General features: G+C 42.6%; 23 protein-coding genes. 19 read left to right on the forward strand and 4 right to left on the reverse strand.

The window, feature by feature from the left end:
- The first annotated feature begins 227 nt into the window (after nt 1-227).
- The 7 genes from IEZ33_RS04045 to IEZ33_RS04075 all read left to right on the forward strand — a co-directional run bounded on the left by IEZ33_RS04045 (nt 228) and on the right by IEZ33_RS04075 (nt 8,843).
- Nucleotides 228-1,793, forward strand: coding sequence for an acyl CoA:acetate/3-ketoacid CoA transferase (locus IEZ33_RS04045; protein ID WP_191602438.1), 1,566 nt, complete (start codon nt 228-230; stop codon nt 1,791-1,793).
- 26 nt (nt 1,794-1,819) lie between these two features.
- Nucleotides 1,820-3,022: a thiolase family protein gene (locus IEZ33_RS04050; RefSeq protein ID WP_191602439.1), complete on the forward strand. Its 1,203-nt coding sequence runs from the start codon at nt 1,820-1,822 to the stop codon at nt 3,020-3,022.
- Nucleotides 3,023-3,073: 51 nt separating this feature from the next.
- Nucleotides 3,074-3,835, forward strand: a complete 762-nt coding sequence (locus IEZ33_RS04055) for a crotonase/enoyl-CoA hydratase family protein (protein ID WP_191602440.1) — start codon at nt 3,074-3,076, stop codon at nt 3,833-3,835.
- 23 nt (nt 3,836-3,858) lie between these two features.
- A complete protein-coding gene (locus IEZ33_RS04060; RefSeq protein ID WP_191602441.1) occupies nt 3,859-4,626 on the forward strand; it encodes an SDR family NAD(P)-dependent oxidoreductase in 768 nt (255 codons plus the stop codon).
- 9 nt (nt 4,627-4,635) lie between these two features.
- Complete coding sequence (locus tag IEZ33_RS04065) at nt 4,636-6,390, forward strand: acyl-CoA dehydrogenase family protein (protein ID WP_191602442.1); 1,755 nt, start codon at nt 4,636-4,638, stop codon at nt 6,388-6,390.
- Nucleotides 6,391-6,563: 173 nt separating this feature from the next.
- Entirely contained in the window at nt 6,564-8,417 is a 1,854-nt protein-coding gene (locus IEZ33_RS04070; protein WP_191602443.1) for a feruloyl-CoA synthase, read from the forward strand.
- A 12-nt stretch (nt 8,418-8,429) separates the two neighbouring features.
- Nucleotides 8,430-8,843: an acyl-CoA thioesterase gene (locus tag IEZ33_RS04075; RefSeq protein ID WP_191602444.1), complete on the forward strand. Its 414-nt coding sequence runs from the start codon at nt 8,430-8,432 to the stop codon at nt 8,841-8,843.
- A 123-nt stretch (nt 8,844-8,966) separates the two neighbouring features.
- Here IEZ33_RS04075 and IEZ33_RS04080 read toward each other — a convergent pair whose 3' ends face one another.
- On the reverse strand, nt 8,967-10,964 hold the full coding sequence (locus tag IEZ33_RS04080; RefSeq protein WP_191602445.1) for a methyl-accepting chemotaxis protein: 1,998 nt from the start codon (nt 10,962-10,964) through the stop codon (nt 8,967-8,969).
- A gap of 292 nt (nt 10,965-11,256) precedes the next feature.
- Here IEZ33_RS04080 and IEZ33_RS04085 point away from each other — a divergent pair, with 292 nt between their 5' ends.
- From IEZ33_RS04085 to IEZ33_RS04110, 6 genes are all read left to right on the forward strand, one after another.
- A complete protein-coding gene (locus tag IEZ33_RS04085; protein ID WP_191602446.1) occupies nt 11,257-12,144 on the forward strand; it encodes a LysR family transcriptional regulator in 888 nt (295 codons plus the stop codon).
- A gap of 120 nt (nt 12,145-12,264) precedes the next feature.
- Nucleotides 12,265-13,500: a CaiB/BaiF CoA transferase family protein gene (locus IEZ33_RS04090; protein ID WP_191602447.1), complete on the forward strand. Its 1,236-nt coding sequence runs from the start codon at nt 12,265-12,267 to the stop codon at nt 13,498-13,500.
- A gap of 10 nt (nt 13,501-13,510) precedes the next feature.
- Nucleotides 13,511-14,476, forward strand: a complete 966-nt coding sequence (locus IEZ33_RS04095; RefSeq protein WP_206696903.1) for a hydroxymethylglutaryl-CoA lyase — start codon at nt 13,511-13,513, stop codon at nt 14,474-14,476.
- A gap of 71 nt (nt 14,477-14,547) precedes the next feature.
- Nucleotides 14,548-15,537 carry a TRAP transporter substrate-binding protein gene (locus tag IEZ33_RS04100; protein ID WP_191602448.1) on the forward strand — a complete coding sequence of 330 codons (990 nt, stop codon included), beginning with the start codon at nt 14,548-14,550 and terminating at the stop codon, nt 15,535-15,537.
- Nucleotides 15,538-15,605: 68 nt separating this feature from the next.
- Complete coding sequence (locus IEZ33_RS04105; RefSeq protein WP_191602449.1) at nt 15,606-16,169, forward strand: TRAP transporter small permease; 564 nt, start codon at nt 15,606-15,608, stop codon at nt 16,167-16,169.
- Nucleotides 16,169-17,440: a TRAP transporter large permease gene (locus IEZ33_RS04110; protein ID WP_191602450.1), complete on the forward strand. Its 1,272-nt coding sequence runs from the start codon at nt 16,169-16,171 to the stop codon at nt 17,438-17,440. The genes IEZ33_RS04105 and IEZ33_RS04110 overlap by 1 nt, the downstream gene beginning before the upstream one ends.
- Nucleotides 17,441-17,608: 168 nt before the next feature.
- Here IEZ33_RS04110 and IEZ33_RS04115 read toward each other — a convergent pair whose 3' ends face one another.
- Both IEZ33_RS04115 and IEZ33_RS20690 read right to left on the reverse strand, forming a co-directional pair.
- On the reverse strand, nt 17,609-18,901 hold the full coding sequence (locus IEZ33_RS04115; protein ID WP_191602451.1) for an O-acetylhomoserine aminocarboxypropyltransferase/cysteine synthase family protein: 1,293 nt from the start codon (nt 18,899-18,901) through the stop codon (nt 17,609-17,611).
- Between the two features lie 73 nt (nt 18,902-18,974).
- On the reverse strand, nt 18,975-19,403 hold the full coding sequence (locus IEZ33_RS20690; protein WP_191602452.1) for a thermonuclease family protein: 429 nt from the start codon (nt 19,401-19,403) through the stop codon (nt 18,975-18,977).
- 223 nt (nt 19,404-19,626) lie between these two features.
- On the opposite strand from IEZ33_RS20690, the gene IEZ33_RS04125 reads away from it, so the two are divergent.
- Entirely contained in the window at nt 19,627-20,256 is a 630-nt protein-coding gene (locus tag IEZ33_RS04125; RefSeq protein WP_191602453.1) for a LysE family translocator, read from the forward strand.
- A 103-nt stretch (nt 20,257-20,359) separates the two neighbouring features.
- On the opposite strand, the gene IEZ33_RS04130 is transcribed toward IEZ33_RS04125, so the two are convergent.
- The gene (locus tag IEZ33_RS04130) at nt 20,360-21,307 is read right to left on the reverse strand and encodes a DMT family transporter (protein ID WP_191602454.1); all 948 of its coding nucleotides are present in this window, start codon (nt 21,305-21,307) and stop codon (nt 20,360-20,362) included.
- A gap of 130 nt (nt 21,308-21,437) precedes the next feature.
- Here IEZ33_RS04130 and IEZ33_RS04135 point away from each other — a divergent pair, with 130 nt between their 5' ends.
- From IEZ33_RS04135 to IEZ33_RS04155, 5 genes are all read left to right on the forward strand, one after another.
- Complete coding sequence (locus tag IEZ33_RS04135) at nt 21,438-21,956, forward strand: Lrp/AsnC family transcriptional regulator (protein ID WP_240009625.1); 519 nt, start codon at nt 21,438-21,440, stop codon at nt 21,954-21,956.
- Nucleotides 21,957-22,802, forward strand: a complete 846-nt coding sequence (locus tag IEZ33_RS04140; RefSeq protein ID WP_191602455.1) for a helix-turn-helix domain-containing protein — start codon at nt 21,957-21,959, stop codon at nt 22,800-22,802. It abuts the gene before it with no gap.
- A gap of 82 nt (nt 22,803-22,884) precedes the next feature.
- Nucleotides 22,885-23,325, forward strand: coding sequence for a GNAT family N-acetyltransferase (locus IEZ33_RS04145; protein WP_191602456.1), 441 nt, complete (start codon nt 22,885-22,887; stop codon nt 23,323-23,325).
- Between the two features lie 183 nt (nt 23,326-23,508).
- Nucleotides 23,509-24,441 carry a sugar ABC transporter substrate-binding protein gene (locus IEZ33_RS04150; protein ID WP_191602457.1) on the forward strand — a complete coding sequence of 311 codons (933 nt, stop codon included), beginning with the start codon at nt 23,509-23,511 and terminating at the stop codon, nt 24,439-24,441.
- Nucleotides 24,442-24,586: 145 nt separating this feature from the next.
- Nucleotides 24,587-26,131: a sugar ABC transporter ATP-binding protein gene (locus IEZ33_RS04155; protein WP_191602458.1), complete on the forward strand. Its 1,545-nt coding sequence runs from the start codon at nt 24,587-24,589 to the stop codon at nt 26,129-26,131.
- Nucleotides 26,132-26,153: the final 22 nt, after the last annotated feature.

Raw genomic sequence — 26,153 nt, forward strand, 5'->3', positions numbered from 1 at the left:
GCTGAGCAGGGAAGTTAGGCCTGACTTTTTCTTTCAAATCTAAGGACAATCTATTTGTGACACAGATTGTTGTGCTTTGCAACAATACTGGGCATAAGTTTTTTACTTTGATGATTCAAAAAATGCAAGACAATACAAAATGTTTGCAAAATAAATAGTTGTAATGTACAACATATTTTATATATCCCAAGGTAACTCAATAAAAATATAAAATTTGAGGATTCAAGATGAGCAAGGTTATTTCCCTAGAGCAAGCGGCTGAGTTAATAAAGGACGGCGATTCTGTAGCATGGTCTACTGTTGGCATGTCCTATTTCGCCGAAGCCGTCGCCAAAGCGGTTGAGAATCGTTTTGTTACAACAGGTCACCCTAAGCGCCTTACGTTAATTCATGATTGTGGTTGTGGTGATGGCAAAGAGGCAGGTATGTCTCATATGGCTTACCCTAATTTAGTGAAGCGCCTTATCTCTGGTCATACTGGGCAAGCACCCAAAATGGCACAAATGATTTCTGACAATGCGATTGAAGCGTATTTACTTCCTCAAGGTGTTCTCACCACCATGTGGCGTCAAATTGCGGGTAATAAACCTGGTGTAATCACAAAAGTGGGTATGGGAACATACGTTGACCCTCTAGTCAGTGGAGGTAAAGTTACCTCTTTAACAACAGAAGATCTTGTTAAACGAATTGAAATTGAAGAAGAAGAGTGGCTGTTGTACAAAAAATTCCCACTTGATGTCGTCATTATCCGTGCTACAACCGCGGATGAAAATGGTAATTTATCGGTCGAAGAAGAAGCCATGTTAGCGGAAATTTTACCGATGGCTCAAGCTGCGAAAAACAATGGTGGGATTGTTATTGCCCAGGTGAAGTACATTGCAGAGCGCCATTCGATTCATCCTAAAGAGGTAAAAGTTCCAGGTGTTTTGGTGGATTACGTTACTGTGGCACCGGTTGAAGATCATAAGCAAACTATTGGTAGTATTTATAACCCAGGGCTTGCAGGCAATTCTCGTGTGCCATTAGGTGCACTGCCTCCAATGGCATTTGGTGATCGTAAAGTCATTGCCCGCCGAGCGGCGATGGAATTGGAAACCAATGTGATGGTTAACCTTGGAATCGGTATGCCTGATGGTGTAGCGGCTGTGGCTGCGGAAGAAAACGTATCGCATTTATTTACCCTAACAACAGAACTGGGTACGTACGGCGGCATTCCGGCTTCTGGAGCTGATTTTGGTGCGGCATGGAATGCTGACGCTATTATTGAGCATGAAGCGCAATTCGATTTTTACGATGGTGGCGGCTTAGATATTGCCTTTTTGGGATTGGCGCAAGCCGATATCAAAGGCAATTTGAATGTAAGTAAATTTGGTCCAAAAGTCGTAGGTCCCGGTGGCTTTATTAATATATCGCAAAGTGCCAAGAAAGTGGTTTTCTGCGGCACCTTGGTAAATGGGGCGAAATTGTCGTATGAAAATGGCCAAGTGTCTGTTTTGCAAGAAGGCAAGGTACAAAAGTTTGTTGAGTCGGTGGATCACATTACCTTTAGTGGCGACCTTGCTCGTGAAAATAAGAAACCAGTGTTGTTTATTACTGAACGTTGCGTATTAGAATTGCGTCAAGAAGGTATGGTTCTCACGGAAATTGCCCCCGGTTTAAATTTAGAAAAAGACGTTCTGAGCGCCATGTCGTTCCGTCCAATTATTGCCGCTGATTTGAAAACCATGCCGGCTGACATCTTTCAAGATCAATGGGGCGGATTAGCCAGCACCATGACATCCACTTCTAAATAACAAGAACAAAGGAAAGAGGCAACGTTATGTCAATTAAGAATGTAGAAATTCCTTATGGCGCTTATTGGAGTACCCCGTTTACTAAATGGCAAGGGGCGTTACAGCATTTGCACTCCATGAAGTTTGCGGCGCATGTGGCAAAAGGTGAACTGGCTAAAAGAAACATTGATCCTTTGATTTTTGATTCGGGTGTCTTAGGCATGACGATTAATCAGTATCAATCTTTTAATGGTGCGCCTTGGCCTTTATTTGATATTGGTGCGGTGAATACACCCGGACATGCGGTTAATCAAGTGTGTGCAACAGGGGCTCGAGGGTTGTTTGCAGCGGCCTCGGAAATCGTTTGTGGCATGGCAAACGTTTCTTTGCTAATGACGGCTGATCGTTGTTCAAATGGCCCACATATTTATTACCCTAATGCAAAAGGCCCAACCGGCTCGTCCGAAGATCAAGTGACCTACAACATGATGAATGATTGTGTTGGTGGTCACTCTATGATGCAAACCGGTGAAAATGTCGCTCAGCGTTTTGATATTTCCCGCGAAGAGTTAGATGCGGTGACTTACCGCCGTTATGAGCAATATCAAGATGCGTTGAAAGACGATCACGCGTTTCAGAAGCGTTTTATGACATTGCCTTTTTCCGTACCCACGGCGAACTTCAAAAAAGAAGATACGGTTATTACTGGTGATGAAGGTGTTTTCCCGACAACGCCTGAAGGACTGGCAAAATTAAAGCCGATTAAAGAAGGTGGCGTGATTACTTATGGAAATCAAACTCACCCAGCGGATGGCAATGCCTCAGTTATTCTTTGTCGTTCAGAAGAGGCCTCCTCACTAAGCAAAAATGCCGATATCAAAATAGAAGTGTTGGGCTTTGGTCAAGCAAGAGACGATTTAGCGTATATGCCTGCGGCGCCTATTGAAGCGGCGAAACGCGCACTGGCTGTTGCGGGTGTTGGCATTAAGCAAATGAATGCCATAAAAACGCACAATCCTTTTGCTGTGAATGATGTCGCGTTGGCAAAAGCCATGGACCTTGATGTGATGAAAATGAACAACTACGGCTGTTCGCTTATTTGGGGGCATCCTCAAGGGCCAACAGGCTTACGAGCCGTGATTGAACTCATTGAAGAGCTGGCCATGACTGGCGGCGGTTACGGTTTATTTACTGGCTGCGCCGCGGGCGATACAGGCATGGCGATAGTGATCAAAGTTTCTGATCGATAATTTTAATAGTAAAAATTTAAGCCCATAAACATAAGAATAGAGGCGCTCCTTATGAAAACATTTGAATTTATTAATTTTTCAGTAGAGAACGGCATTGCGCATTTGCAATTGAACCGACCAGAGAAAAAAAATGCGATTAACGACAATCTATGTCTTGAAATTGAACAGGTTTTTTTGAACCTGACCGAGGATGTCAATGTGATCGTTCTTTCAGGTAATGGACCTGAATTTTGCTCCGGTTTAGATCTGCGTGAACACAAAGCCCGTGAACCTTTTGAGGTCGTAAAGCACTCTCAGATGTGGCATCGAGTGTTTGGTCATATTCGTGATTCTGGTATTCCTGTTGTCGCGGCCATGCATGGCGCTGTCATTGGTGGTGGTTTAGAGTTGGCGATTTCGGCTCATGTGCGTGTGACGGAAGAAAACACCTTCTACCGCCTACCAGAGGGTAAACATGGTATTTTTGTTGGTGGTGGCGCGTCGGTAAACGTGGCGAATGTTATTGGTGCAAGCCGTATGACAGAAATGATGTTAACGGGCCGGGATGTGGGCGCTGAAGAAGGCTTACGCATTGGCTTAGGGCATTATGTTGTTGGTACCGGGGAAGCCTTAGCCAAAGCATTCGAAATAGCCGAAGGTATCGGTAAAAATTCTAAATACTCCAACTGGGCAATGACAACAGGGTTGAGCCGTATTAGTAATATGTCGGCCCAAGAAGGACTGTACGCTGAATCATTAATTTGTGGTATTACGCAAACCAGTGAAGAAGTCAAAGCCCGTATTGATGCTTTCCTTAACCGTAAAAAATCCTAGTTAACCCTAAAAGGAGTGGCGATATGCAAATTCTAGACAAACATTTTGTGGTAACAGGTTCGGCTTCCGGTATTGGCGAAGCGGTAGCACGCCGTTTACATGGTTTGGGGGCGAAGGTAACGTTAGCGGACGTGAATGAAGCGGGACTTATTCGCGCGCAGACCGAATTAGGTGACCGAGCGTTTGCTTGTGTTACGGATATTGTGAGTGAAGAGTCGGCGCAAAACGCCATTAATCTGGCCGTTGAAAAATTCGGCGCGATTAGCGGCTTAGTCAACTGTGCTGGTATTCCAGGTGCGGAACGGGTCGTTGGTCGTGAAGGTCCACATCGTCTGGCTTCTTTTCAGCGTGCAATCTCGGTAAACCTTGTTGGCACTTTTAACATGATTCGACTCGTGGCGGATCAAATGCAACACAATGAACAGGCGTCAAATCTAGAGCGTGGTGTGATTATTAATACGGCATCGGCCGCGGCGTTCGATGGGCAAATTGGCCAAGCCGGTTATGCTGCTTCTAAAGGCGGTGTATGCGCCATGACCTTGCCTATTGCCCGTGAGTTGGCTCGTTTTGGGATTCGTGTTATGACGATTGCTCCCGGGTTATTTAAAACCCCTATGATGGATGTTCTTCCAGAAGACGTTCAAAAATCGTTAGGTGAGTCGGTACCATTCCCACCTCGTTTGGGTGACCCAGATGAATTTGCGTCTCTTGCACAGCATATTATTGAAAACAGCATGCTAAATGGCGAAGTAATTCGTTTAGATGGTGCTATTAGAATGGCAGCAAAGTAAGAGGAAAGCATGATGTACCAAGCTCCTTATAAAGACATGCAGTTGTTGGTTGAGCAAGCTTACCGTCAACAGGGTCTCGATGAATTAGCGGCACTAGAAGGCTTTGATCTAGAATTGGCTAACGCCGTTATAGAAGAAGCCGCAAAATTTGCCTCTGGTGTTATGGCGCCTTTGAACTCCGTAGGAGACACACAGGGATGTCGTTTCCAAGATGGACGCGTTAGTACCCCAGAGGGATGGCGACAAGCGTACCAACAGTTTGCAGAATCCGGTTGGATTGGCTTAGCGCTTCCTGAGTCATTTGGTGGCCAAGGTTTGCCTAAATACATGGCGCAGCCTGTAAATGAAATTTGGTTATCTGCTAATTTGGCCTTTGTCATGTTTCAGGCGCTTGCTCAAGGTGGGTCAGAAATCCTCTTAAAATTTGCCAATGAATCGTTGAAAAATCGTTATTTATCAAAAATAGTCAGTGGTGAGTGGACGGTTGCGATGGCCCTAACTGAATCGAATGCGGGTTCGGATTTTGGCTTATTATCAACGAAAGCCATACCGCAAGACGACGGCACTTATAAAATCAAGGGCCAAAAAATCTTTATCACTTATGGTGATCATGATTTAACGGACAATATTGCTCATTTAGTATTGGCTAGAACGCCTGACGCCCCCGCTGGAAGCCGAGGTATTTCTTTGTTTCTCGTACCGAAGTACCGAGTTAATTCAAACGGGGAGGTTGGTGATTTCAATGATGTTCGTTGCACTGGCATTGAACATAAAATGGGGTTACATGGCAGCCCAACGTGTTCGATCAGTTATGGCGATCATGATCACTGCGTTGGCGAACTTGTTGGTGAATTGAATCAAGGCTTAATGGCGATGTTTGTTTTAATGAACGAAGCGCGTTTAAGTTGTGGGTTGCAGGGTGTCGCCCTTGGTGAGTTGGGGTATCAATCCGCTTTAGAATACGCCAAAGAAAGAACTCAAGGCACAAACGCTCACGGTGAGAAGGTCAATATTATTGAACACGCCGATGTGAAACGCATGTTGCTGGAAATGCGTTCTGAAACCTTTGCATTACGTGCATTAGGTTATCAAATCGCCGCGCAAATTGATCGCGCTGAATCCACTCATGAGAAAGCCGTTAGCTCACGTATTGCTCTACTTACCCCTATCTTTAAAGCCTTTGCAACGGAAAGAGCCAATTATATGGCTGGGCAAGTTGTTCAGGTGTTTGGTGGTATGGGGTTTGTTGAAGAAACCGGCGTTGCTCAAATTATGCGTGATGTCCGTATTACCACAATTTATGAAGGTACAACGGGGATTCAAGCTCGTGATTTGCTGATGCGTAAAGTGCGTGGTGATCAAGGTGAGGCGCTAAGATCGCTACTGGATGAGATAGATGAATTGGCAAAAACGTTGACCGAAGAGCGTCATCTAGCCGACATGGTGATGCAGACGCGTGACGCTGTGGCAACAATTCGTCAACTTCTTGATCGTGTTTTGCTTGAAAAACGGGAAGATCTCACTTTGTTGCATGGCATTTCCGTACCGTTTTTAGAGGCCATGGGAACACTTTGCTGTGCTTGGCAGTTGCTGAATGTCATTAGCGAGGCGTCTAAGCATGAGGTTACAGATGCCCTCTATCATCAGAACGTCATTTCTACAGCGCAATTCTATGGTGCATTCCGTTTACCGCAAGTTATGGCTTTGTTAAAGACAGTACAGTCGGATGCCTTAGGGTTCACGACCTATGATTTTAATGCGTAATGTCGTATTAAAAACCGTTTAATCGTCGAGCATTAATGCATATAGGGAGTATCAAGTCATACTCTCAAACAGAATAAAAATAATATGGCTAACACATGACAGAATTAAAATGGTTAGCCACCATCAAAACTGTAACCGTATAAGAATAATCACGGTGGTTTTAGGAGCAGAAAATGAACAGTGGATTTCATCCTATTAAGGTCGTTGCCCATCCGATTGATGTTATTAATCATGCTGACGGCGTACGAGTTGTTAACAGTCAAAAGCCGCTAGGTGAATACGCACGTTGTTGGACTGATCAACTTGAATACTGGGCCCAAGAAGCGCCTGAGCGTGTGTTTGTTGCGCAACGTGATGCACAGGGTGAATGGGATAATATTACCTATTCACAAGCGGTGAGACGTGCTCGACAGATCGCGTCTTGGCTGATTACTCAACCGGTTTCTAATGAACGACCTATTGTTTTCTTATGCGGTAACAGCTCAGAACACTTGATGTTAGCACTGGCTGGAATGTATGTGGGTGTTGCTCATGCGCCTCTGTCTCCGGCCTATTCTCTTATTGCAACGGACTATTCAAAACTTCAAGGTATTTTTGATATATTGACGCCTGGCATGATTGTTGTCGATGAGTTGGCACCTTATGAAAAAGCCATCAAAGCCGTTTGTCAGGATGCCTCAACTCCGGTTATGGTTATTAAAGGCGATATCACGCCAAAACAAATCGAAAATCCGACCATGAGCTTTGGTTCCGTTTGGGATTATCCAGAGTCGGGCCAAGTCGATGTTGAGAATGCGAAAGTCAACGGTGATACCATTGCAAAAATCCTCTTTACGTCCGGCACTACAGGTATGCCAAAAGGTGTGATTAATACCCAGAGAATGATTTGTGCAAACCAAGTGATGATTCATCAAGTCATGCAGTTCTTAAAAGATCAGCCGCCGATTATGGTGGATTGGCTTCCTTGGAATCATACATTTGGTGGTAATCATAATGTCGGTATCGCGCTCTATAATGGTGGCAGTCTTTACTTAGACGATGGCAAACCGACTGAAAAACTGTTTCATAAGACCCTAAAAAACCTCGCAGAGCTGTCCCCAACGGTCTATTTTAATGTACCAAAAGGGTTTGAACTTTTGGTTAAAAGCTTACGTGCGGACAGTGACTTAGCCGAAAAGTTTTTCTCTCGTTTGCAGTTTACTTTTTTTGCGGCGGCTGGTTTGGCTCAGCATATCTGGGATGACCTTGACGCATTGGCGATTCAATATACTGGAAAAAAAATCCCGATGTTGACTGGGCTTGGTTGTACCGAAACAGCTCCGTCAGCCACTTTTGCTTCTGTTGAGGAATCTACATCTGGGGTGATTGGCGTACCTGCGCCAGGTGTTTCCATCAAATTGGTGCCAAATGAAGGTAAGCTTGAAGCGCGTGTTAAAGCGGTTACGGTCATGCCAGGGTATTGGCGTCAACCAGAGTTGACGGCGAAAGCGTTCGATGAAGATGGTTATTATTGTTTAGGTGATGCGTTTGCTTTTCTCGATGAAAATGAACCTCAGCGAGGTTTTCGTTTTGACGGTCGGGTATCTGAAGACTTTAAACTAGACAGTGGAACTTGGGTAAGTGCTGGCACATTAAGGGCTAAGTTCATCAGTGCTTTTGCACCTTTTGTTCAAGATGCCGTCTTGTGTGGCACAAACCGCAGTTACATTACGGCCCTTGTATTTCCGGACTGGGTTCACTGTCGTGCGATTCTGCCACGTGATTTGGCTATTACAGATGAAGAGTTGATCAATCACCCAACGATAATTGCAGCCTTTAAAGAAAAACTCGCGGCGTTTACCAAGCAAAGTACGGGTGGATCGACTGTCGTTACTCGAATCGCATTACAATCTGTGCCTCCTAGCATTAATCATCATGAAGTAACCGATAAAGGTTCTTTGAATCAGCGCGCTGTACAAGCTCACCGCCAAGATCAAGTTGAATTGCTTTATAAAGACCCCATTTCTAACAACGTTATCAGTTTATAGCAGGGTTACTTTATGTTTTCGAATGAACGGATTGTACAAATTGAATGGGGTGATTGTGACCCCGCTGACATTGTTTTTTATCCTCGCTATTTTGCTTTTTTTGATGCCTCAACGGCCGCTTTATTTGAAGCAATGGGTTACTCAATGAAGTACGTAAGGGACGAGTTAAAAGACGTTGGTTTTCCCATGGTTGATACGCGCTCTCAATTTATTAAACCCTCTAAGTATGGAGATAAAGTTCTTATAAAAAGCGAAGTAACAGAAATAGGGCGCTCTAGTTTTGGTATTCGTCATCAACTGTTTAATGATGGTAAGTTGGCGGTGGATTGTGTCGAGAAACGTGTGTGGACTCATTACAATGAAGCGGGTCAATTGAAAGCCAAAACGATTCCTAAACAGGTAAAAGAGAAAATGTTAACGCCGTAAAATAGTCAGATACCATTAAAAAAGGTCAGAGTATTATACTCCAACCTTTTCATTCACTGGCTGTCTACTCTCTAAAATCACCACCAACGAATTCACTTTGTTGGTGGTTTTTATTTATTCTCTTTATTTAAGAGAATTTAAGCGTTTCGCAATTTTATCAATCTCCTCACTCATTGCGTTTAGCGTACTGGAGTCATTTACGTTACTACCAGTAAGTTCTTGTAAATTAGAGACAAACTGATTCAGGTCGCTAGAGACTTTTTGCTGGTTATGCGCCGCTTCCGATATTTGCGTTGCTTGGTCTGTAATCTGAGAGAACTGACTCACCACTTGTTTCAGATTTGTGGCTGTTGTCTCAGCGGTGACCACCGCTTTTTCGGTTTCATCATGACCAAGAGCCATGGATTGAACTGACTCTTTTGAGGCCATTTGTAATCGACTTAGGACTTGTTCAATTTCAACCGCTGAGCTCTCACTTTTTGCTGCAAGGTTACGTACTTCATCTGCCACAACGGCAAAACCTCTGCCTGTTTCTCCTGCTCGAGCCGCTTCTATTGCGGCATTTAACGCGAGTAAATTGGTTTGCTCAGCAATATCGCGTATCACACTCAACATGCTATGAGCTTTATTACTGTCTTCATCCAATTTTAGAATACTTGTCTGTGCATTAGACATTGTGGTTGTTAGCTTTTGCATGGTCGTAATCACGGCTGACATTTCTCTTTCACTAGACAGAATATCCGTATGAATGCGCTCTACGGTTGCCTGCGTTTCCTTGGCGTACATAGCCACATCTTGTGATGTCGCACCAAGTTCTTCTGTTGCCGCGGCTAAGGTTAGGTTTTCGTCATTCAAACTGTTGGCCTTATTCAAAGATTCATTACTGAACTCTTTTAAGCGCCCGGCGTCGTTTACAAGATTATTTGACTCGTTGTGAATTTGTGATAACAAGGTTTTTAGCTTCTCTCCGTAAGCATTCACAGCCTGACGGAGTTCACCAATTTCGTTTAATGTGCCGACAGACAGCTCTTGGTTAGAATGAGAGCCTCCGCTAATCAAGTCTTTGATTTGATCTGTGGTTTGTTTGATTTTATTTAATAAGTTACGGAAGAACAAAGCCGTTATGATACCAACGACAATGAGTAAAGCACCAATAGCAAGCATGATAAACAACCCCATGCTTTCGGCTACGGCTGTCATCTGGCCTTTAGGGACAACTAAACCAATAACCCAACCTGTCTGAGGGTGCCTAAATAAATCAACATAGGCTGAATCCCCTAAAATACCATCGTTCTCAACAGAAATTACTTGGCTTTCTTTCAGGTTTTTGGCGACTGGGAGAACATCTTTTAACCATGGAACACTTTGAACTAACTCTTCTGCCGTGACCATAGTGTCATCCGACTTAACAATGGTGGCGGCCGACTTAGGAAAACTGATCATCTGACCAATTGAGTCAATGGCAAAAACGTAGCCATTATTTTCATTTCCATAGCGTTCAAACATTTGATTGATACCACCTAACATCATGTCGACAGTGGCCACGCCAGTAAAGCGATTGTTTTCTTTGGTTGGTATAGTACAGGTTACCATTGGAATTTTTGTGAAAGGGTCAATGTAGGCTTCAGACCAACGACATCTATCGATAGAGCCTTTTTTACCAACTTGATACCAACTTTCATTGTGGTAACCACTTCCTTTAGGGTCGTTATAGTCATCTAAATATTCTATACCGTTGTTTGATCGACCCCAAAAGAAACTACGTAGCTCGGTGCCTGTTTTGAACGCATTGGGCTCTGGCCAGATGCCTCCGCCAGCAATGGCTTCATCTCCGTGGTTATCGATAATGGAAGGAAAGACTTTTTTAAACAGCTCTACGTCTTTTGGCAGGGTGCTTGATAAGAGTGCTAAGTTGCTAGTAAGGGATTGAATCTGCGTTAGTTGAGAAGTGAGGAGGTCTGATAAACCAGATTGGTTAACTGAAATTTGGTGCTGACTTTCTAAAATGAGATCGGGTTTGATTTTTCCTTCAACAACGGCATAAATGCTAAGCAAAGCGAGAACCAAAATAGCCGCAAGTCCAAGGCTAATTTGCTGTTTTATCATTAGCTGTGTTTTCATACTTTCTCCGAATGTTAATTTGGAAACTCAACAATTTTATATAAAGGGAAAAACAAGGTCCTACTTTTTTCATATTAGAGTAGAAGTGGTTGTTTTTGTAAAATAGTAAGGTGTACGTTTTATGGCCATTTTATTTTATCTATAGCGTTATGCTCTACAGTGCCATGCGCTTTAAAGATAGGCAATGATTAGCATGTTGAAAATAAGAAGTCATGTTAATGTTTAGCAACATAGAGAGCGTTCATCTACATAAAATCGAATGGGTATTGATAAAAAATAAGCGAGTTAATGCATGTTAATTGACCCTACATCCTTACGACTATTTGTTTGTGTTATAGAGCAAGGTTCTATTGCACGAGCCGCCGAATTGAATTTTATTGCGGCCTCGGCGATATCAAAGCGTATTAAAGAATTAGAGCAATTACTCCATACACCATTAATGATGCGAACCAACAGAGGCGTGGTGGCGACGCCTGCAGGGAACGCCTTACTGCAAATGTCACGCGGTGTACTTCATCAGTTAGACGATATTTATAATCAGATGAATGAGTTTTCCCATGGTGTTCGCGGTCAAGTTAGGATGGTGGCGAATATTTCAGCGATTAGTCAGTTTCTTCCTAAGCAATTGAGGTCTTTCTTAAATCAAAATCCGCTAGTGCAAATCCACTTAGAAGAAAAAATTAGCAGTGAAATTGTGCGTGCAGTGGCCGAAAAATCAGCGGATATTGGTATTGTCACCATCGCTTCTCGAGAGCATGCAGACTTATCTATTTATCCTTATAAAACGGATAGACTGGTTGTGATTACGCCTGTTGGTCACCCTTTGAGTCAATGTAAAGAAGTAAATTATGTCGATACATTGGATTATGATTATGTTGGCTTGCATACGGGAAGTGCGATTAACAATCAAATGCTAAAGGCATCGGATAAAGCAAATCGGCCGTTTAATATGCGAATACAAGTGACCAGTTATGAAGCCTTGTGCAGCATGGTTGAATCGGGTCTGGGCATTGGGCTTATGCCAATTGATATTGCCCGCCCATATATTAAAGCATCAAGAATTGAGGCCGTGCCTTTATTAGATAGCTGGGCTCATCGAGAACTGAAAATCTGTGTTCGAAGTTCAGATCAACTGTTTGATGCGGCGCACCTTCTTCTCAACCATTTAAGAACAACCTAACTTCTATTTCTTTGCCATCTCTATAAGAGATGGCAGCCTAACGTATCGGTGCTTTTCTCTGATTCTTGTTTGGAAGATGATATTTACATCAAATAACAAAAATAGATAAGGGAAACGAGAATGAGCCAACGTGACTCGTCATCTAACACCGACTCTAGCAATACGACTGAATTGCCATTGAAAGGCGTTCGAGTATTGGAGTTAGGATCACTCATCGCCGGTCCTTATGCGGGCAGCATTTTTGCCCAGTTTGGCGCAGAAGTGATTAAAGTTGAGCCGCCAGGAAGCGGTGATCCATTACGCAAATGGCGTAAAATGTATAAAGATACTTCCCTTTGGTGGTATTCCCAAAGCCGTAATAAAAAATCCATCACTCTGGACCTTAAATCTCCTGATGCACAACGCATTATTCATGATTTGGTGAAAGACGTAGACATTGTGATTGAAAACTTTCGCCCAGGCACATTAGAAAAATGGAACCTTGGTTGGGAGCACTTATCCGCCATTAAACCTGCGCTAATTATGCTACGTGTATCTGGGTACGGTCAGGACGGCCCTTATTCATCTCGTCCAGGTTTTGCCGCTATTGCAGAATCTATTGGCGGCTTACGTCATTTAGTCGGTTACCCAGATCAGCCACCGGTTCGAGTCGGCGTTAGTATCGGAGATACCTTAGCATCACTTTATGGTGTGATTGGCGCTATGATGGCAATGCACCACTTGAAAGTGAATAAGGGAACAGGTCAATTTATTGATGTGGCCTTGTATGAGTCTGTGTTCGGTGTGATGGAAAGTTTGATTCCAGAATACGGCATGTTCGGTTTTATCCGTGAGCGAACAGGAGCGAGCATGCCAGGAATAGCGCCATCAGGCTCTTATATGAGTAAAGATCAACGCTATATTGTGATTGCGGCGAACAGCGACAGCATTTTTAAACGCTTAATGAATGCCATGGGGCGACCTGATTTGGCAAATGATTCCGAGCTATCTCAAAATGATGGACGTGCAAAACGCTCTGATGAATTAGATGAAGCCATTCAAGCTTGGACATCTCAACATACTCTGAAAAGCGCTTTGGCTATTTTGGAAGAAGCGGCCGTTCCATCGAGTGGTATTAACAACGCAGAAGACATCTATAATGATCCTCACTTCCATGCTCGTGAAATGATCGTTGAACACCCATTAGTTGGTGACGATAAAATCTCTTTACCGGGAATTGTTCCAAAACTTAGCTTAACGCCTGGTCAAACGAAATGGTTGGGGCCGAAGTTGGGCGAACATACAGACGAAGTATTAGGGTCTTTAGGTCTTGATGCTGAAAAAATCACCTCTTTACGCGAAAACGGTGTGATTTAGGAGACCGTCTATGTTTATGCAAAACCTGCCTGATACTGTATTAATCAATGAAGTGTCTACACGTGATGGCTTTCAAAGTGAGGCTGTTTTTGTTCCCACTGAAAAAAAGATAGAGATCATTGATCGACTTTCTTTGTTAGGTTTAAACAAGATCGAAGTGACGTCTTTCGTCTCTCCCAAAGCCATTCCTAATTTGCGCGATGCAGAAGAGGTAATGCACCGAATTACACGTAACCCAAAAGTGACTTACGTTACTTTAGTACCAAATGAAAAGGGGGCTGAACGGGCCCTGGCAACCAAGGCCGATGAAGTAAATTTAGTTATGTCTGTGAGCGAATCGCATAACCTGTCCAATATGCGCATGACGTGTGATCAGTCACTTGCTCAATTTAGTCGAATCTGTAGATTAATGGAGGGCAGTGGAGTGCGTATTAACGCGTCATTAGCCACATCATTCGGCTGTCCTTTTGAAGGTATTATTGCACCTGAACGAGTATTGCAAGTGGTTGATCAATATCTTGATATTGGGATCCAGAGTATTTCAATAGCCGACACCACGGGGATGGCATCACCACGTCAAGTACATGAATTATGTTCTTTGGTTCGTAATGCTTACCCCACGCTCGAAGTGACCTTACATCTCCATAATACCCGAGGCATGGGACTTGCGAATGCGCTTGCTGGGTTATCCTCAGGAATCAATCAGTTGGATGCGTCGCTTGGTGGTATTGGTGGTTGCCCCTATGCACCCGGAGCAACGGGTAATGTGTGTACTGAAGACCTAGTTCATATGTTGGAATCCATCGGTTTGCATACCCGTGTGGATTTAATTAATTTGCTTGAACTATCACGTGAACTGCCTGCCGTGTTAGAGCATGAAACGTCAGGACAAGTTGCTAAAGCAGGGTTACGGACTGAAACTAGGCCATTATCACAAGGTGTTATTGACCTTAAAGCTCGTAATGAAAAGCACTAAAACGCTGTAATAAAAAATAAAAAATAAAATGTAAAAACCATAAAACTCAATAATAAAAATAGGACATTATCATGGATTATAAAACGCTTCTAAAAACTGGCTTATTGGCATCTACTTTGATGGCTTCCTTGCCAGCATTAGCTGAAACCACTTTGGGCATTTCTCTGCAGTTACCACTTAAGCATCACCTTGGTCAAAACCTCGTTGACTTTAAGAAAGAAGTGGAAGAAAAAAGTGCCGGTGATATTAAGATTAAAATTTACCCTTCAGCACAGTTGTTTAAAGACAGTGAAGTGCATCAAGCCGTCAGCTCTGGTGCCATTGAAATGGGCGTAATGAGTCTTTCTCAACTAGCGGGAACCATTCCAGCGGTCGATGTGTTTTATGTTCCATTTATGTTCCCTTCTCAAGATAAGGTCGAAGCGGCAACACGACCAGACAGTGCTGTCCGTAAACTGCTTGATGAGGCTATTCTAGAAACAGGAACTCGCCCATTGTGGTGGCAAGCTTATGGTGGCGTTGCACTGCTTTCTAAGAAGAAACCAGTACAGCACCCAGAAGACATGGAAGGTATGAAGGTACGTGTATTTGGTAAAACGTTAGGTGAGTTTGTAAAAGCGGTCGGTGGTGCACCAACCTCTATGGCTGGTTCGGAACAATTTTTAGCGTATCAGCGTGGCACAGTTGACGCGGGCATGACAGGTGTTTCTGCGGTGGGTCCACGTAAATTGCATCAAGTGATGGATTATCTAACGTTAACCAATCATGCTGATATTGAGTTCTTAACGATTATTAACGAAAAGACATGGGCGTCGTTATCAGCCGAGAATCAAAAAGTAATTTCCGATGCGGCTCGTAAAGTAGAAGTTCAACTAAGAAACAAAATTAAGAAAATTGAAAGTGATGCGATTGCGGACGCTGAGAAAAACATGGAAGTGATTCATTTAGACGCTAATGATATTGCCGAATGGCGTAAAGCGACAACGTCTGTTAAGCAGTCTTATTTAGATAATTCGGGTCCTCTCGGTGCTAAAGTTATTCAAGCCGCTGAAAACCTTTAAGCTTAAAAAATATACCGCGGGGTAGTCGTCTACCCCGCGGTATTTCGTTGTTTTTTGGAGTATTATCTATGTCCAACGAGACAAAAAAAGAAAAGGACTTATCCGCTTGGCGCGCAGAGCACCCCTCTCTATGGGTTCGCATAAATTACCGATTAATTACATTATGCGGTCAGTTATCCGCGATTTTATTTGTCTTGGTTGCGGTCATTATCACTTATGAAGTTATTGCCCGATATGTCTTTACCGCACCTACTATTTGGTCAGAAGACATCTCATTACTTTGTCAAATTTGGGCCACTTGTTTGGGAGCAAGCTGGGTATTGCAACACAAGGCACTTATTCGTATCGACTTTTTAACCAGTATGTTGGGTGAACGAGTACGGAAAATGTCTGATTTTGTTGCTTTACTGTCTATTATTTTTTTTGCAGGCTTTGTTGCCTACTACGGCTTTGAATTATTAAGAGAATCCATTGAGATGGGATCGGCTTCCGCCAGCATGCTTGGGCTACCATTATGGGCGACTAAGTCCGCTATTCCTGTTGGTTTTGGTTTACTAACCTTACAAGCCATCTTAGAAATGGTCTTACTGTTCGCCAGTGATTACCAAGAACATGAAGAGGTTTCTCTATAATGACGATTATTCTGTTATTGGTTATTTTAGTTCTGGCTTTATTGATTGGTGTTCCTGTTGCTTTTGCCTTGGGTGGGCTAGGTTTAGGCATGCTATTGCTGGCAGGCTTTTCACCTATGATGGCCCCGCTGGCGCTTTATTCCTCTTTTGATAGTTTCATTCTATTATCCGTACCGCTCTTTTTGTTGATGTCTAATATTTTATTGCAAGGCGGTATTGGTCGAGATTTATTTCGAGCGGTGCAATCTTGGGTGGGGCACTGGCCTGGTGGGTTAGGCATTGCTACCATTGCTTCTTGTACGATTTTTTCGGCCATCTCAGGCTCATCTGTTGCAACGGCGGCAACGATCGGTAATGTTGCCATTAAAGAAATGACAGATCGAGGATACAATAAACCGTTTGTCTATGGGCTTATTGCGGCGGGTGGTACTTTAGGAATACTGATACCACCCTCTATTCCCATGATCGTCTATGGCGTGATTACGGAAGAATCTATTGTTGATTTGTTTTTGGCTGGGATTGTGCCTGGACTTTTGATGGCCAGTGCATTTATTTTGTACTGTTTCTTTTACGCCCGTTTCAGCAAAAACTACACACCCAGTGAAAAGTCGACCGCAGTAGAGCGTAAAACGGCCAGTTTACGTGCATTGCCAACATTGGTGTTGGCAAGCATTATTATCGGTGGTATTTATACTGGCGTCTTTACGCCGACAGAATCGGCAGGAGTGGGTGTCGCGGTTTCTCTTATTATCGTGATGATGATGGGAACCTTTAGTCTTGAAAAATTCAAGGCCGCTGCGATCAGTACCATGAAAAATACGGTTACTATTTTTCTTATTATTGCCGGGGCAAAAGTCTTTGGCAAAGCCATTACTCTCTACCAAATACCTCAAGATATTTCGATGTTAGTCAGTGAAAATATCTCTGAAATAGGTTTATTTATTGCGGCTGTTTGTTTTGTCTTATTGATTATGGGGTTCTTTCTTGAATCGGTATCAATGCTGCTGATTATGATGCCAGTTTTGTATCCTTCTTTAGGAATGCTAGGTATTGATCCAATCTGGTTTGCTATCATTTTTGTGATTATGATTGAGTGTGCCTTGATAACGCCGCCCGTGGGGTTAAACCTCTTTGTCATACAATCTGTATCTGGAGGCAAATCTTCAGAAGTAATCCAAGGCGTATGGCCATTTATTTTAATCATGCTAGCGTGTCTATTAGCGGTCTATTTCTTTCCCGCCATCGCACTTTATATTCCATTCTATCTTTAACTTAAATCAGCGTTATTACTGCTCATAAAACACAATGGGCAGTAATAATGCGCTTTGCTAATAAAAGGGTGGCTTCTTTCTGTTTGTTTTTACTAAAAAGCGAATCCGTTTTACTGATCATCGGATTCGCTTTGTATTAGATGAGTCTGTTATTCAGTACACAATTAGCTAGCTCGTTGCCTTTGCAAGTGCTTGAGTGACATCGGCGATGATGTCATCAATGTGCTCAATACCGACTGAAATACGTATGAGATCTTCGGAAACACCTGCTTTCGCCAATTCTTCAGCGTCCAATTGACGGTGTGTCGTACTGGCTGGGTGACAAGCAAGAGATTTAGCATCGCCAATATTAACCAGTCGAAGAATCATTTCTAATGCGTCAATGAACCGGCCTCCAGCGGCTTTACTGGCTTCTGCAGTATCCGCTTTTATCCCAAAACTGATGATGCCAGAGGCTTTACCCGCTGATATTTTTTGGCAAGTGGCATTGAATGGGCTGTCTGACAGGGCCGCATAGTTTACCCAACTTACATTTGGATGGCTATTAAGGTACTTTGCCAGTGCTTCGGCATTGCTGCAATGGCGCTCCATGCGGAGGCTCAAGGTTTCTAAACCTTGCATGAGTAGAAATGCACTTTGAGGTGACAGTGCCGCACCGGTATTACGTAGCGGAACCACTCGGCAACGACCAATATAAGCGGCAGCGCCCAATGCTTCTGTATAAACGACACCGTGGTAAGATGGGTCAGGTTCATTTAACAGTGCGAAGCGCGTTTTGTCTGCCGTCCAGTCGAATTTTCCAGAATCTATAATGACTCCACCAATAGTCGTCCCGTGACCACCAACGTATTTTGTTAAAGAGTGAACGACAATATCGGCGCCATGCTCAAATGGGCGACATAAAACAGGTGTGGCCACTGTGTTATCGACAATGAGAGGTACGCCGTTTCGGTGAGCTATTTCGGCCAGTTTTTGCAGATCAACAATGTTACCAGCCGGGTTACCTATTGATTCACAAAACACCGCTTTGGTTTTAGGATCAATCAGCGCTTCTAAGCCAGCGTAGTCATCGGCGGCGGCCATTCGAACGTCAACACCTTGACGAGGTAAAGTATGCGCAAATAGGTTATAAGTACCGCCATATAATTGGCTTGTGCTGACGATGTTATCTCCTACTTCAGTTAATGCTTGAATCGAATAGGTAATGGCGGCCATACCTGAAGCGACGGCTAAAGCGGCAATCCCTCCTTCTAAAGCGGCCATTCGTTGCTCTAACACATCGGTCGTCGGGTTCATTATACGAGTATAAATATTGCCCGCGACTTTTAGGTCAAATAAGTCGGCCCCATGTTGAGTGTCGTCAAATGTGTAAGATGTGGTCTGATAAATGGGAACCGCGGCGGCTTTTGTTGTTGCTTCTGATGTATAACCGTGATGTAAGGCAATGGACTCTGGTTTCATGTTGAACTTTCCTTTTATTATTGTTGAAGACTCCAAAAATAATACGCGAAATTGATTCAATAAGTAATGTGAATTAATCACACCAACCGTCTCTATGCCCTCCATCGTAGGGGCGAGCTAACCCACCAACGATGAGTTTTTCTGAGAGCAGAGAGTCATCAATATAGACATCGGCTAAAAAGCGAAAGTATTTGCCTCTTTTTAAATTTCTAAGCTCTACTCTGGCGCCACTTCCTAGTAACGAGCGAGTAAAGTCTCTCGCCACTTTAGCTTGTTCTTTCTCTGATTCGCATTTTCCGCGGATCTCAGGGGCATCGACGCCCTTAACTCGAATTGGCATATTTTTTCCCACAATATCAGGCCAGCCTTCAATATCAACACGAAAGGTATCCGCATCGTAAACAGATACAACACGGCTAACGATGATGTCTTGGGCGAAGATAGATAATGGAAGTATAAGTAAAAAAGTACAGAAGAGGCGTCGTGTTGCATGGTTAAGCATGGTAGTTACCTAATTGAAAGGCGTCCTGCCATTGAATAATGGTCTATCATAACGGTTCTTGAATTTGTTATAAACACACTATGAATACGTTGAGCGGCATTATAACGAGAGTACAAGCGGCTATAAAAAATAGGGTAATGGTTTTAAATTTAAAGATGTATAGGATAGATTTGAAAGTAGGGGTCATATAACAATACAACAAATACTCTAAATAGGAATAATTATGGAAGAAATAAATTATGCGTTGATTATGTTGGCGGCTTTTGTGGCTATTGCCAGCCCAGGGCCATCTACCTTAGCTATTTCCAATATGTCCATGAGCCAAGGCCGAAAACATGGCGTCGCTTTAGCGACAGGGACTTTGACAGGCTCAATGTTTTGGTCTTGTTTAGCGGCTTTTGGTTTTGGCACTTTATTGTATGCCAATGTTTGGCTATTGGACATGTTTCGGTATTTTGGGGCCTGTTATTTACTGTATTTGTCCTATAAATCTATGCGTTCAGTGCTTACTGCGGACACAACGGATACCGTTATTAGCACCAGATCCGGCATTAAAGCGGCTTATTTAAAAGGTTTATTGATCCATTTATCTAATCCTAAGCCCATTTTATTTTTTGGTTCTTTATATTCATTAGGTGTGCCAAATGGTGCGACGAGCCTAGATATTGTGAAAATCATGTTATCGATTGGCTCTCTTAGTTTAACGGTTTGTCTGGGGTATGCGTTGTTATTTTCTATTCCAAAGGTGCGTAATTTCTATTTTCAATCACGTAAGGCCTTTGAATCAATCTTTGCCGTCTTTTTTGCTGGAGCAGGTATGAAAATGTTGATAAGCAAATTGGCTACAGAGTGATAAGTTTAATTAAGAAGGTTACTTTTTGATTATTCGGTGTTTAAGAGCGCCATCCTTGGCGTTCTTTTATGTGCAATCTAATTGAAATGAATCTTATGCCGTCCTACTTGGTCACTTGTTTTGCTTTACTAGCAAATGAGAATGACCAATTAAATTTCACCGCAGAGACCGCGAGCAAAATCAAGACAACCCCGAGCACTTGCAACAGACTTATTTGGGTTGAGAAGGCAAAATAATCCACAAATAGAGCGGTCACTGGGTAAATGAAGGATAACAAAGCAATTAAGCTAGTGGGTAATTTCTGGAAACTGTCATACATAATAATGTACATAAAACCAGTCAGTACAGAGCCAAGAATGACCAGATCCAACCATTGACTGCTTTGTGATGGCAATTTATTGAAATCAGCAAAAGGCAACAACATGCCAATGCCTACAAAAACTTGTATTAAGGCGACAAAAGTGGGAGGCACTTGACTGACTTTCTTCGTCATCATCGTTGTTACCGTATAAAGTAATGCGGCACTTAAGGCCAGCAATAGACCGAATAAGGATCCTGAGTCAGAACGTGTTTCAGTGCTTGAAATCGCCTCATCAGAAAACAACATAGCTATTTCATTGACGTCTAATTCAACAATTAAAAACAATCCTACAAATGCCAGTGCCAGCCACACGATTAGGGTGCCTGATAGTGTCTCTTTGGTCAGTAACGCACCTGCCAGTACAAGAAACAAGGGTTGCATATGGTAGGCGACAGTAGCAATGGAAAAAGGAATGTAATTGAAAGAAGCAAATAGGAAGATCCAATTAGCGACCAAAGTAATACCACCAAAAATAATCACTAATAAGGTACTAGGCTGAAAAAATTCGGCTCGAATGATCCCTGAATAGAAGGCGAATGCACCTAGAGTGATTGCGCCTATAATGCAGCGGAAAAAAACCACATTCCAAAACGATTGCCCTGAACTAATAACAAAGTAGCCAATGGTTCCTGACAAGATCATAGCGAGTGCCAGTTCTATACTACCAACGGTGTGATTTGAATGTTGCATGTATTTACTCCAATAAAAGTATAATGAGGCTCTGCATTTTTTCCAAAATGTTGTTTTCACAAAGTTGTTAATCAGTGTGTTTTAAGAGCAAGTGATTTATGGTGAATAGGATAAAGCTGGAACAGAAATAATGGCAGAGGTAAAAAAAGGCAAATCCAATCAAAAACCGTATTTATTAGAGGCAAAAATGCGTAATGACCTTAAAAAAGAAATTCTTCAGTTAGATGGTATTGATTCTCGATTAGTTGAGCTACTTTACCACAATGCTCGTACTCCTGTTACCGAGCTTAGCCGAGCCGTAGGAATGACGGCGCCGAGTGTTAATGAGCGTCTAAAACGACTTGAGGAAAATGGTATTATTTCGGGCTATCGAGTAGAAGTAAATCCTATGGCTTTAGGCTACAGCCTTACGGCCATTGTTCGGATGCGCCCATTTCCCAATAAATTAAAGGCCGTAGAAGAGAGGATTCTTTCGAGCCCTGAGTTTGTTGAATGCGATAAAGTGACAGGGGAAGATTGCTTTATTTCGCGTGTGTATTTAAAAGACATCAGGGAACTCGATCCGCTGCTTGAACGTTTTTCTGAATTAGCAGACACTAAAACAGCCATTGTAAAATCGTCACTTATTAAAAAGAGAGTGTTGGTGTAAATGAACCATTGGAGACGTCTCCCTAAGTTAGAGCATGTTGCGAAGTACATTGACTGCTATTGGTATTTGGAAAAGGAAGGAGAGGACATCATCCATAATTATCCTAAGTTGAATCCTGACCCGACGACGCATTTGATCATCGCTTCTCCTAATTATGACTATCAATATGTTCAAGGTGACTTTGTTCAGAAAGGCTCTGGCAGTCATTGGATCTTTCCCCATAGACACTCATTTACTATGGATCACTCTTTTCCTTTTCGAATGATTGGTATTAAGTTTCGAACTGGGGCTTTATATTCTGTTAAACACTTACTTCCTGAATCGTCGGCGCTATCATTAGAAAAAATAAAAAGAGCGGACACAAATTTGCTTATGGGGTTGGATTGGTTCTTCTATCAGACACTGTTAAATGAAGGAACAGAAGCCGTCGATAAAGTATGTGATTCGTTAGATGAAAGCCTAAGCCGTTTCTTTTTGAATATTCAAGATGATAAACACAGTGTTTTGGTACGTCAGATTTTACCTTTGTTGAGCAATACCTCTATTGCCAGTATCGGCTCTACAGTACATCGATCCCAGCGCACGATTGAACGCAGTTTTTTAAGAGTAACAGAATTAACCCTGAAGCAATGCCAATCTATGATGCGATTAGAAGACGTTTTAAATTACCTTTACCAATTAGATGAGGCTGAAATAGATTGGGCGGATCTAGTCGATCAATTTGACTTTAGTGATCAACCTCATTTGATTCGCCACTTGAAAAGCGCGATTGGTAAGACGCCAGGTGAATATGCACGTGAACGGGATCTTACCATCGATATTTATGGTGATTTTAAATTAACTTAAAACTGTCGTATTTATTCAATTCATGCCGTACTCAACTCAGTAAAGTAAAGACAACGATAACGAGTAAGGGTGGTGAAGACTAATGCAAGTGATTATTCGACAATATCAACAAACTGATTTAGATGCTGTGCTTAATTCATGGGAAGTGGCGACACGTTTAGCACATGAATTTATGACAGATGAGTTTATTTCTGAGCAACGGATTGAGGTAGAAAAGAGTTACCTGCCCAATACGGATACCTGGGTTGCTGAGGTGAATGGATCTGTACAAGGTTTTATTTCATTAATGGGGAATGAGGTCGGAGCGATATTTTTACAACCCGAATATCATAGGTTGGGTATAGGTAAGGCTCTTATTAATAAGGCAAAATCATTACATGATGAACTGGAGTTAGAGGTGTTTAAAGTAAATCAAACTGGACAAAAATTTTATGAAAACGGCGGGTTTTATCCTATAAGTGAATCTGTGCATGAGATTACAGGAGAGCGTGTTTTACGTCTAAGATATGCCGCAGTAACTTAATTCAAATACCGTATACCCACGGCACTGTTATAAACGCCATTTTGTTTTCTTCTCTATAGATTAAAAACTATTCACTTTCGATTGATTGACTCTTCATGATTGTCATGTATATTGGAAAGCAACCGATTGCGCAACCGATTGCTTTTCGGTTACATCAAATAAAAATAATATGGAGAAGCTATAATGATTTTTCTTAAAAAAGCGTCAATTGCATTACTTACATCAGCGGCACTGATGACGGGGTCGGCGGCTATGGCTGATGATAAGCCTGTCGTTGGTTTAGTTATGAAGTCCTTAGCGAATGAATTTTTTCGTGACATGTTAGAAGGAACAAAAGAGCATGCCGCTCGTCGAGGGGATTACGAATTACGTGCTGTGGGTATGCAAAATGAAACGGATTTCCAGTCTCAAATAAATGCCGTTGAAAATTTTATTACACAAGGCGCGGATATTATTGTTATTGCTCCTGCTGATTCAAGAGCAATGGTTCGACCATTAAAGAAGGCGATGGAAGCCGGTGTTATTGTTATTAACTTTGATGTTGCTTTAGACGCTGAAGCTAAGAAAAAACAAGGTGTTGAACTGGCATTTATTGGACCAGATAATCGTGATGGAGCTCGATTAGCTGGCGAAGCTTTGGCTAAAAAGTTAGGCAAAGGCGCAAAAGTTGTGATTGTTGAAGGGAATCCTGGTGCTGATAATGCACATGAACGTAAATTGGGATTTGAAGACGCCATTAAATCTGGCGAGTTAAACCTTATTGATTCTCGTACTGCCCACTGGGAAACAGAGGAAGCTAATACCGTATTCTCTAACATGTTGACTGCCCATCCAGATATTCAAGGTGTAATGGCTGCGAACGATTCTATGGCGATTGGCGTCATTAAAGCATTAGAGTCAGCGGGCCGTGCGGGTGATATTCAAGTGGTTGCGTTTGATAATATACCGGCTGTTGGTCCTATGATTAAGGATGGTCGCTTACTGGCAACGGTAGATCAATTTGGTCGAGAAATGGCGGCTAACGCTATCGACAAAGGTCTAGACGTTTTAAAAGGTGCCCCAGAGCTTAAAGGCTGGGTTAAAACGCCAATCAAACTGGTTACTTCTGAAAACTAGTTCAAACGAATGTAAGTGCGTTACTTCATTAACGGCTTGTTTATGGAGTAACCGCTTAGGCTTCTGAGTTCCAATTTAGGTTAATTATGAACCATTTAGGAATAATGCATCGAAATAGAATGCGTTTGAATATAGGAATCCATTGATGTCAGTTCATTCAAATACTCAAAGTGTCACCACACATTCTGCTGATGAAATCTTACGAGTTCAGGCTCTACATAAGCATTTTGGCGGTGTTAAAGCGTTACAAGGAGTCAATTTTTCCCTTAAAAGAGGAGAGGTGCATGCACTGGTGGGAGAAAATGGCGCAGGCAAATCGACACTTATAAAAGTGTTAACCGGTGTTCATAAATTTGATAGTGGCGCCATCTTTCTAAACGATGAAGACTATCGCCCAGAAACGCCTAAACAAGCGAAAGCGCAAGGTATTCAAGTTGTCCATCAAGAGTTTAATCTGCTGACTCACATGTCAGTGGCTGAAAATATTTGTTTTGAAGCCTTTCCTAAAACTCGGTTTGGCTTATTAGATCAAAAAGAAATGAACAAACGTGCTCGCATTGCCATGGATGCGATTGGGCTGACGGAGGTGAATGTAAATGAAAGTATTAGTCGGCTCGGCATTGCTTATCGTCAGCAGGTTGAAATAGCGAGAGCACTGCAATCAAAGAGTCAAATTTTGATACTGGACGAACCCACAGCAACCTTAACGGATCGTGAAACAGAGAAGCTTTTTCATATTGTTGATACGGTTAAGAAACAAGGTGTTACCGTTGTTTTTGTGTCTCATCATTTAAATGAGGTTTTCTCTATATGTGATCGAGTAACGGTTTTTCGAAACGGAGAATCGATTATTACTGAGGAAATCAGTCAAACAACACCTGATCGAGTGGTTAGCAATATGGTGGGTAAGCATCTTGAGCAAGAGATGTCCCACGATACTGAAACACATGAGTTTGGAGAAGTAGCTCTTTCGGCAAAACGGTTACGGGTTCCACAATCACCACATGAAGCCGGCGTTTCTTTTGACCTACGTTATGGCGAAATTCTTGGCATTGCGGGGCTAGTTGGGGCGGGGAGAACCGAGTTGCTGCGTAGTTTATTTGGTGCACAAGAAGTCGTCTCAGGAGATATTTTACGCAACAATAAAGTGGTTGAATTTAAAAAACCAGCGGATGCCATTGCCGCAGGAATTGGCTTTGTCACTGAAGATCGAAAGGAAGAAGGTCTTATCTTGGATATGTCGATTGCCATCAATTCTTCTTTAGCGGCGATTGATCAAGTTTCATCGGCAGGATTGATGCAACTGACGCGTGAAAATGAAATGGCGAGTCGTATTGGTAAAACACTGAATCTAAAATGCGGTGACGTAAAGGATAATGTATCGAGTCTATCAGGTGGTAATCAACAAAAAGTGGTGTTAGCAAAGTGGCTAGCCCGTCACCCAGATGTATTTATGCTAGATGAGCCGACTCGCGGTGTTGATGTGGGGGCTAAGGCCGAAATTTATGCCATTTTACGTGATCTTGCTCGAGATGGAATGGCTTTATTAGTGGTGTCTTCTGAAATGCCGGAATTGATGACTTTGTGTGATCGAATTGTTGTGTTAGCCAATCATGAAATTAAAGGTGAGTTAACAAGAGAAAATTTTTCCCAAGAGAGTATTTTGCAGCTCGCCTATAAAAGCGATTAAAGCCGTATAAAACAGTTGGCTC

Source organism: Marinomonas algicola (genome assembly GCF_014805825.1).
GTDB lineage: Bacteria > Pseudomonadota > Gammaproteobacteria > Pseudomonadales > Marinomonadaceae > Marinomonas > Marinomonas algicola.

Excerpts from the sequence above, each read along its gene's own strand:
- IEZ33_RS04045 (WP_191602438.1), top strand. The coding sequence starts at position 228 with ATGAGCAAGGTTATTTCCCTAGAGCAAGCGGCTGAGTTAATAAAGGAC.
- IEZ33_RS04050 (WP_191602439.1), top strand. The coding sequence starts at position 1,820 with ATGTCAATTAAGAATGTAGAAATTCCTTATGGCGCTTATTGGAGTACC.
- IEZ33_RS04055 (WP_191602440.1), top strand. The coding sequence starts at position 3,074 with ATGAAAACATTTGAATTTATTAATTTTTCAGTAGAGAACGGCATTGCG.
- IEZ33_RS04060 (WP_191602441.1), top strand. The coding sequence starts at position 3,859 with ATGCAAATTCTAGACAAACATTTTGTGGTAACAGGTTCGGCTTCCGGT.
- IEZ33_RS04065 (WP_191602442.1), top strand. The coding sequence starts at position 4,636 with ATGATGTACCAAGCTCCTTATAAAGACATGCAGTTGTTGGTTGAGCAA.
- IEZ33_RS04070 (WP_191602443.1), top strand. The coding sequence starts at position 6,564 with ATGAACAGTGGATTTCATCCTATTAAGGTCGTTGCCCATCCGATTGAT.
- IEZ33_RS04075 (WP_191602444.1), top strand. The coding sequence starts at position 8,430 with ATGTTTTCGAATGAACGGATTGTACAAATTGAATGGGGTGATTGTGAC.
- IEZ33_RS04080 (WP_191602445.1), bottom strand. The coding sequence starts at position 10,964 with ATGAAAACACAGCTAATGATAAAACAGCAAATTAGCCTTGGACTTGCG.
- IEZ33_RS04085 (WP_191602446.1), top strand. The coding sequence starts at position 11,257 with ATGTTAATTGACCCTACATCCTTACGACTATTTGTTTGTGTTATAGAG.
- IEZ33_RS04090 (WP_191602447.1), top strand. The coding sequence starts at position 12,265 with ATGAGCCAACGTGACTCGTCATCTAACACCGACTCTAGCAATACGACT.
- IEZ33_RS04095 (WP_206696903.1), top strand. The coding sequence starts at position 13,511 with ATGTTTATGCAAAACCTGCCTGATACTGTATTAATCAATGAAGTGTCT.
- IEZ33_RS04100 (WP_191602448.1), top strand. The coding sequence starts at position 14,548 with ATGGATTATAAAACGCTTCTAAAAACTGGCTTATTGGCATCTACTTTG.
- IEZ33_RS04105 (WP_191602449.1), top strand. The coding sequence starts at position 15,606 with ATGTCCAACGAGACAAAAAAAGAAAAGGACTTATCCGCTTGGCGCGCA.
- IEZ33_RS04110 (WP_191602450.1), top strand. The coding sequence starts at position 16,169 with ATGACGATTATTCTGTTATTGGTTATTTTAGTTCTGGCTTTATTGATT.
- IEZ33_RS04115 (WP_191602451.1), bottom strand. The coding sequence starts at position 18,901 with ATGAAACCAGAGTCCATTGCCTTACATCACGGTTATACATCAGAAGCA.
- IEZ33_RS20690 (WP_191602452.1), bottom strand. The coding sequence starts at position 19,403 with ATGCTTAACCATGCAACACGACGCCTCTTCTGTACTTTTTTACTTATA.
- IEZ33_RS04125 (WP_191602453.1), top strand. The coding sequence starts at position 19,627 with ATGGAAGAAATAAATTATGCGTTGATTATGTTGGCGGCTTTTGTGGCT.
- IEZ33_RS04130 (WP_191602454.1), bottom strand. The coding sequence starts at position 21,307 with ATGCAACATTCAAATCACACCGTTGGTAGTATAGAACTGGCACTCGCT.
- IEZ33_RS04135 (WP_240009625.1), top strand. The coding sequence starts at position 21,438 with ATGGCAGAGGTAAAAAAAGGCAAATCCAATCAAAAACCGTATTTATTA.
- IEZ33_RS04140 (WP_191602455.1), top strand. The coding sequence starts at position 21,957 with ATGAACCATTGGAGACGTCTCCCTAAGTTAGAGCATGTTGCGAAGTAC.
- IEZ33_RS04145 (WP_191602456.1), top strand. The coding sequence starts at position 22,885 with ATGCAAGTGATTATTCGACAATATCAACAAACTGATTTAGATGCTGTG.
- IEZ33_RS04150 (WP_191602457.1), top strand. The coding sequence starts at position 23,509 with ATGATTTTTCTTAAAAAAGCGTCAATTGCATTACTTACATCAGCGGCA.
- IEZ33_RS04155 (WP_191602458.1), top strand. The coding sequence starts at position 24,587 with ATGTCAGTTCATTCAAATACTCAAAGTGTCACCACACATTCTGCTGAT.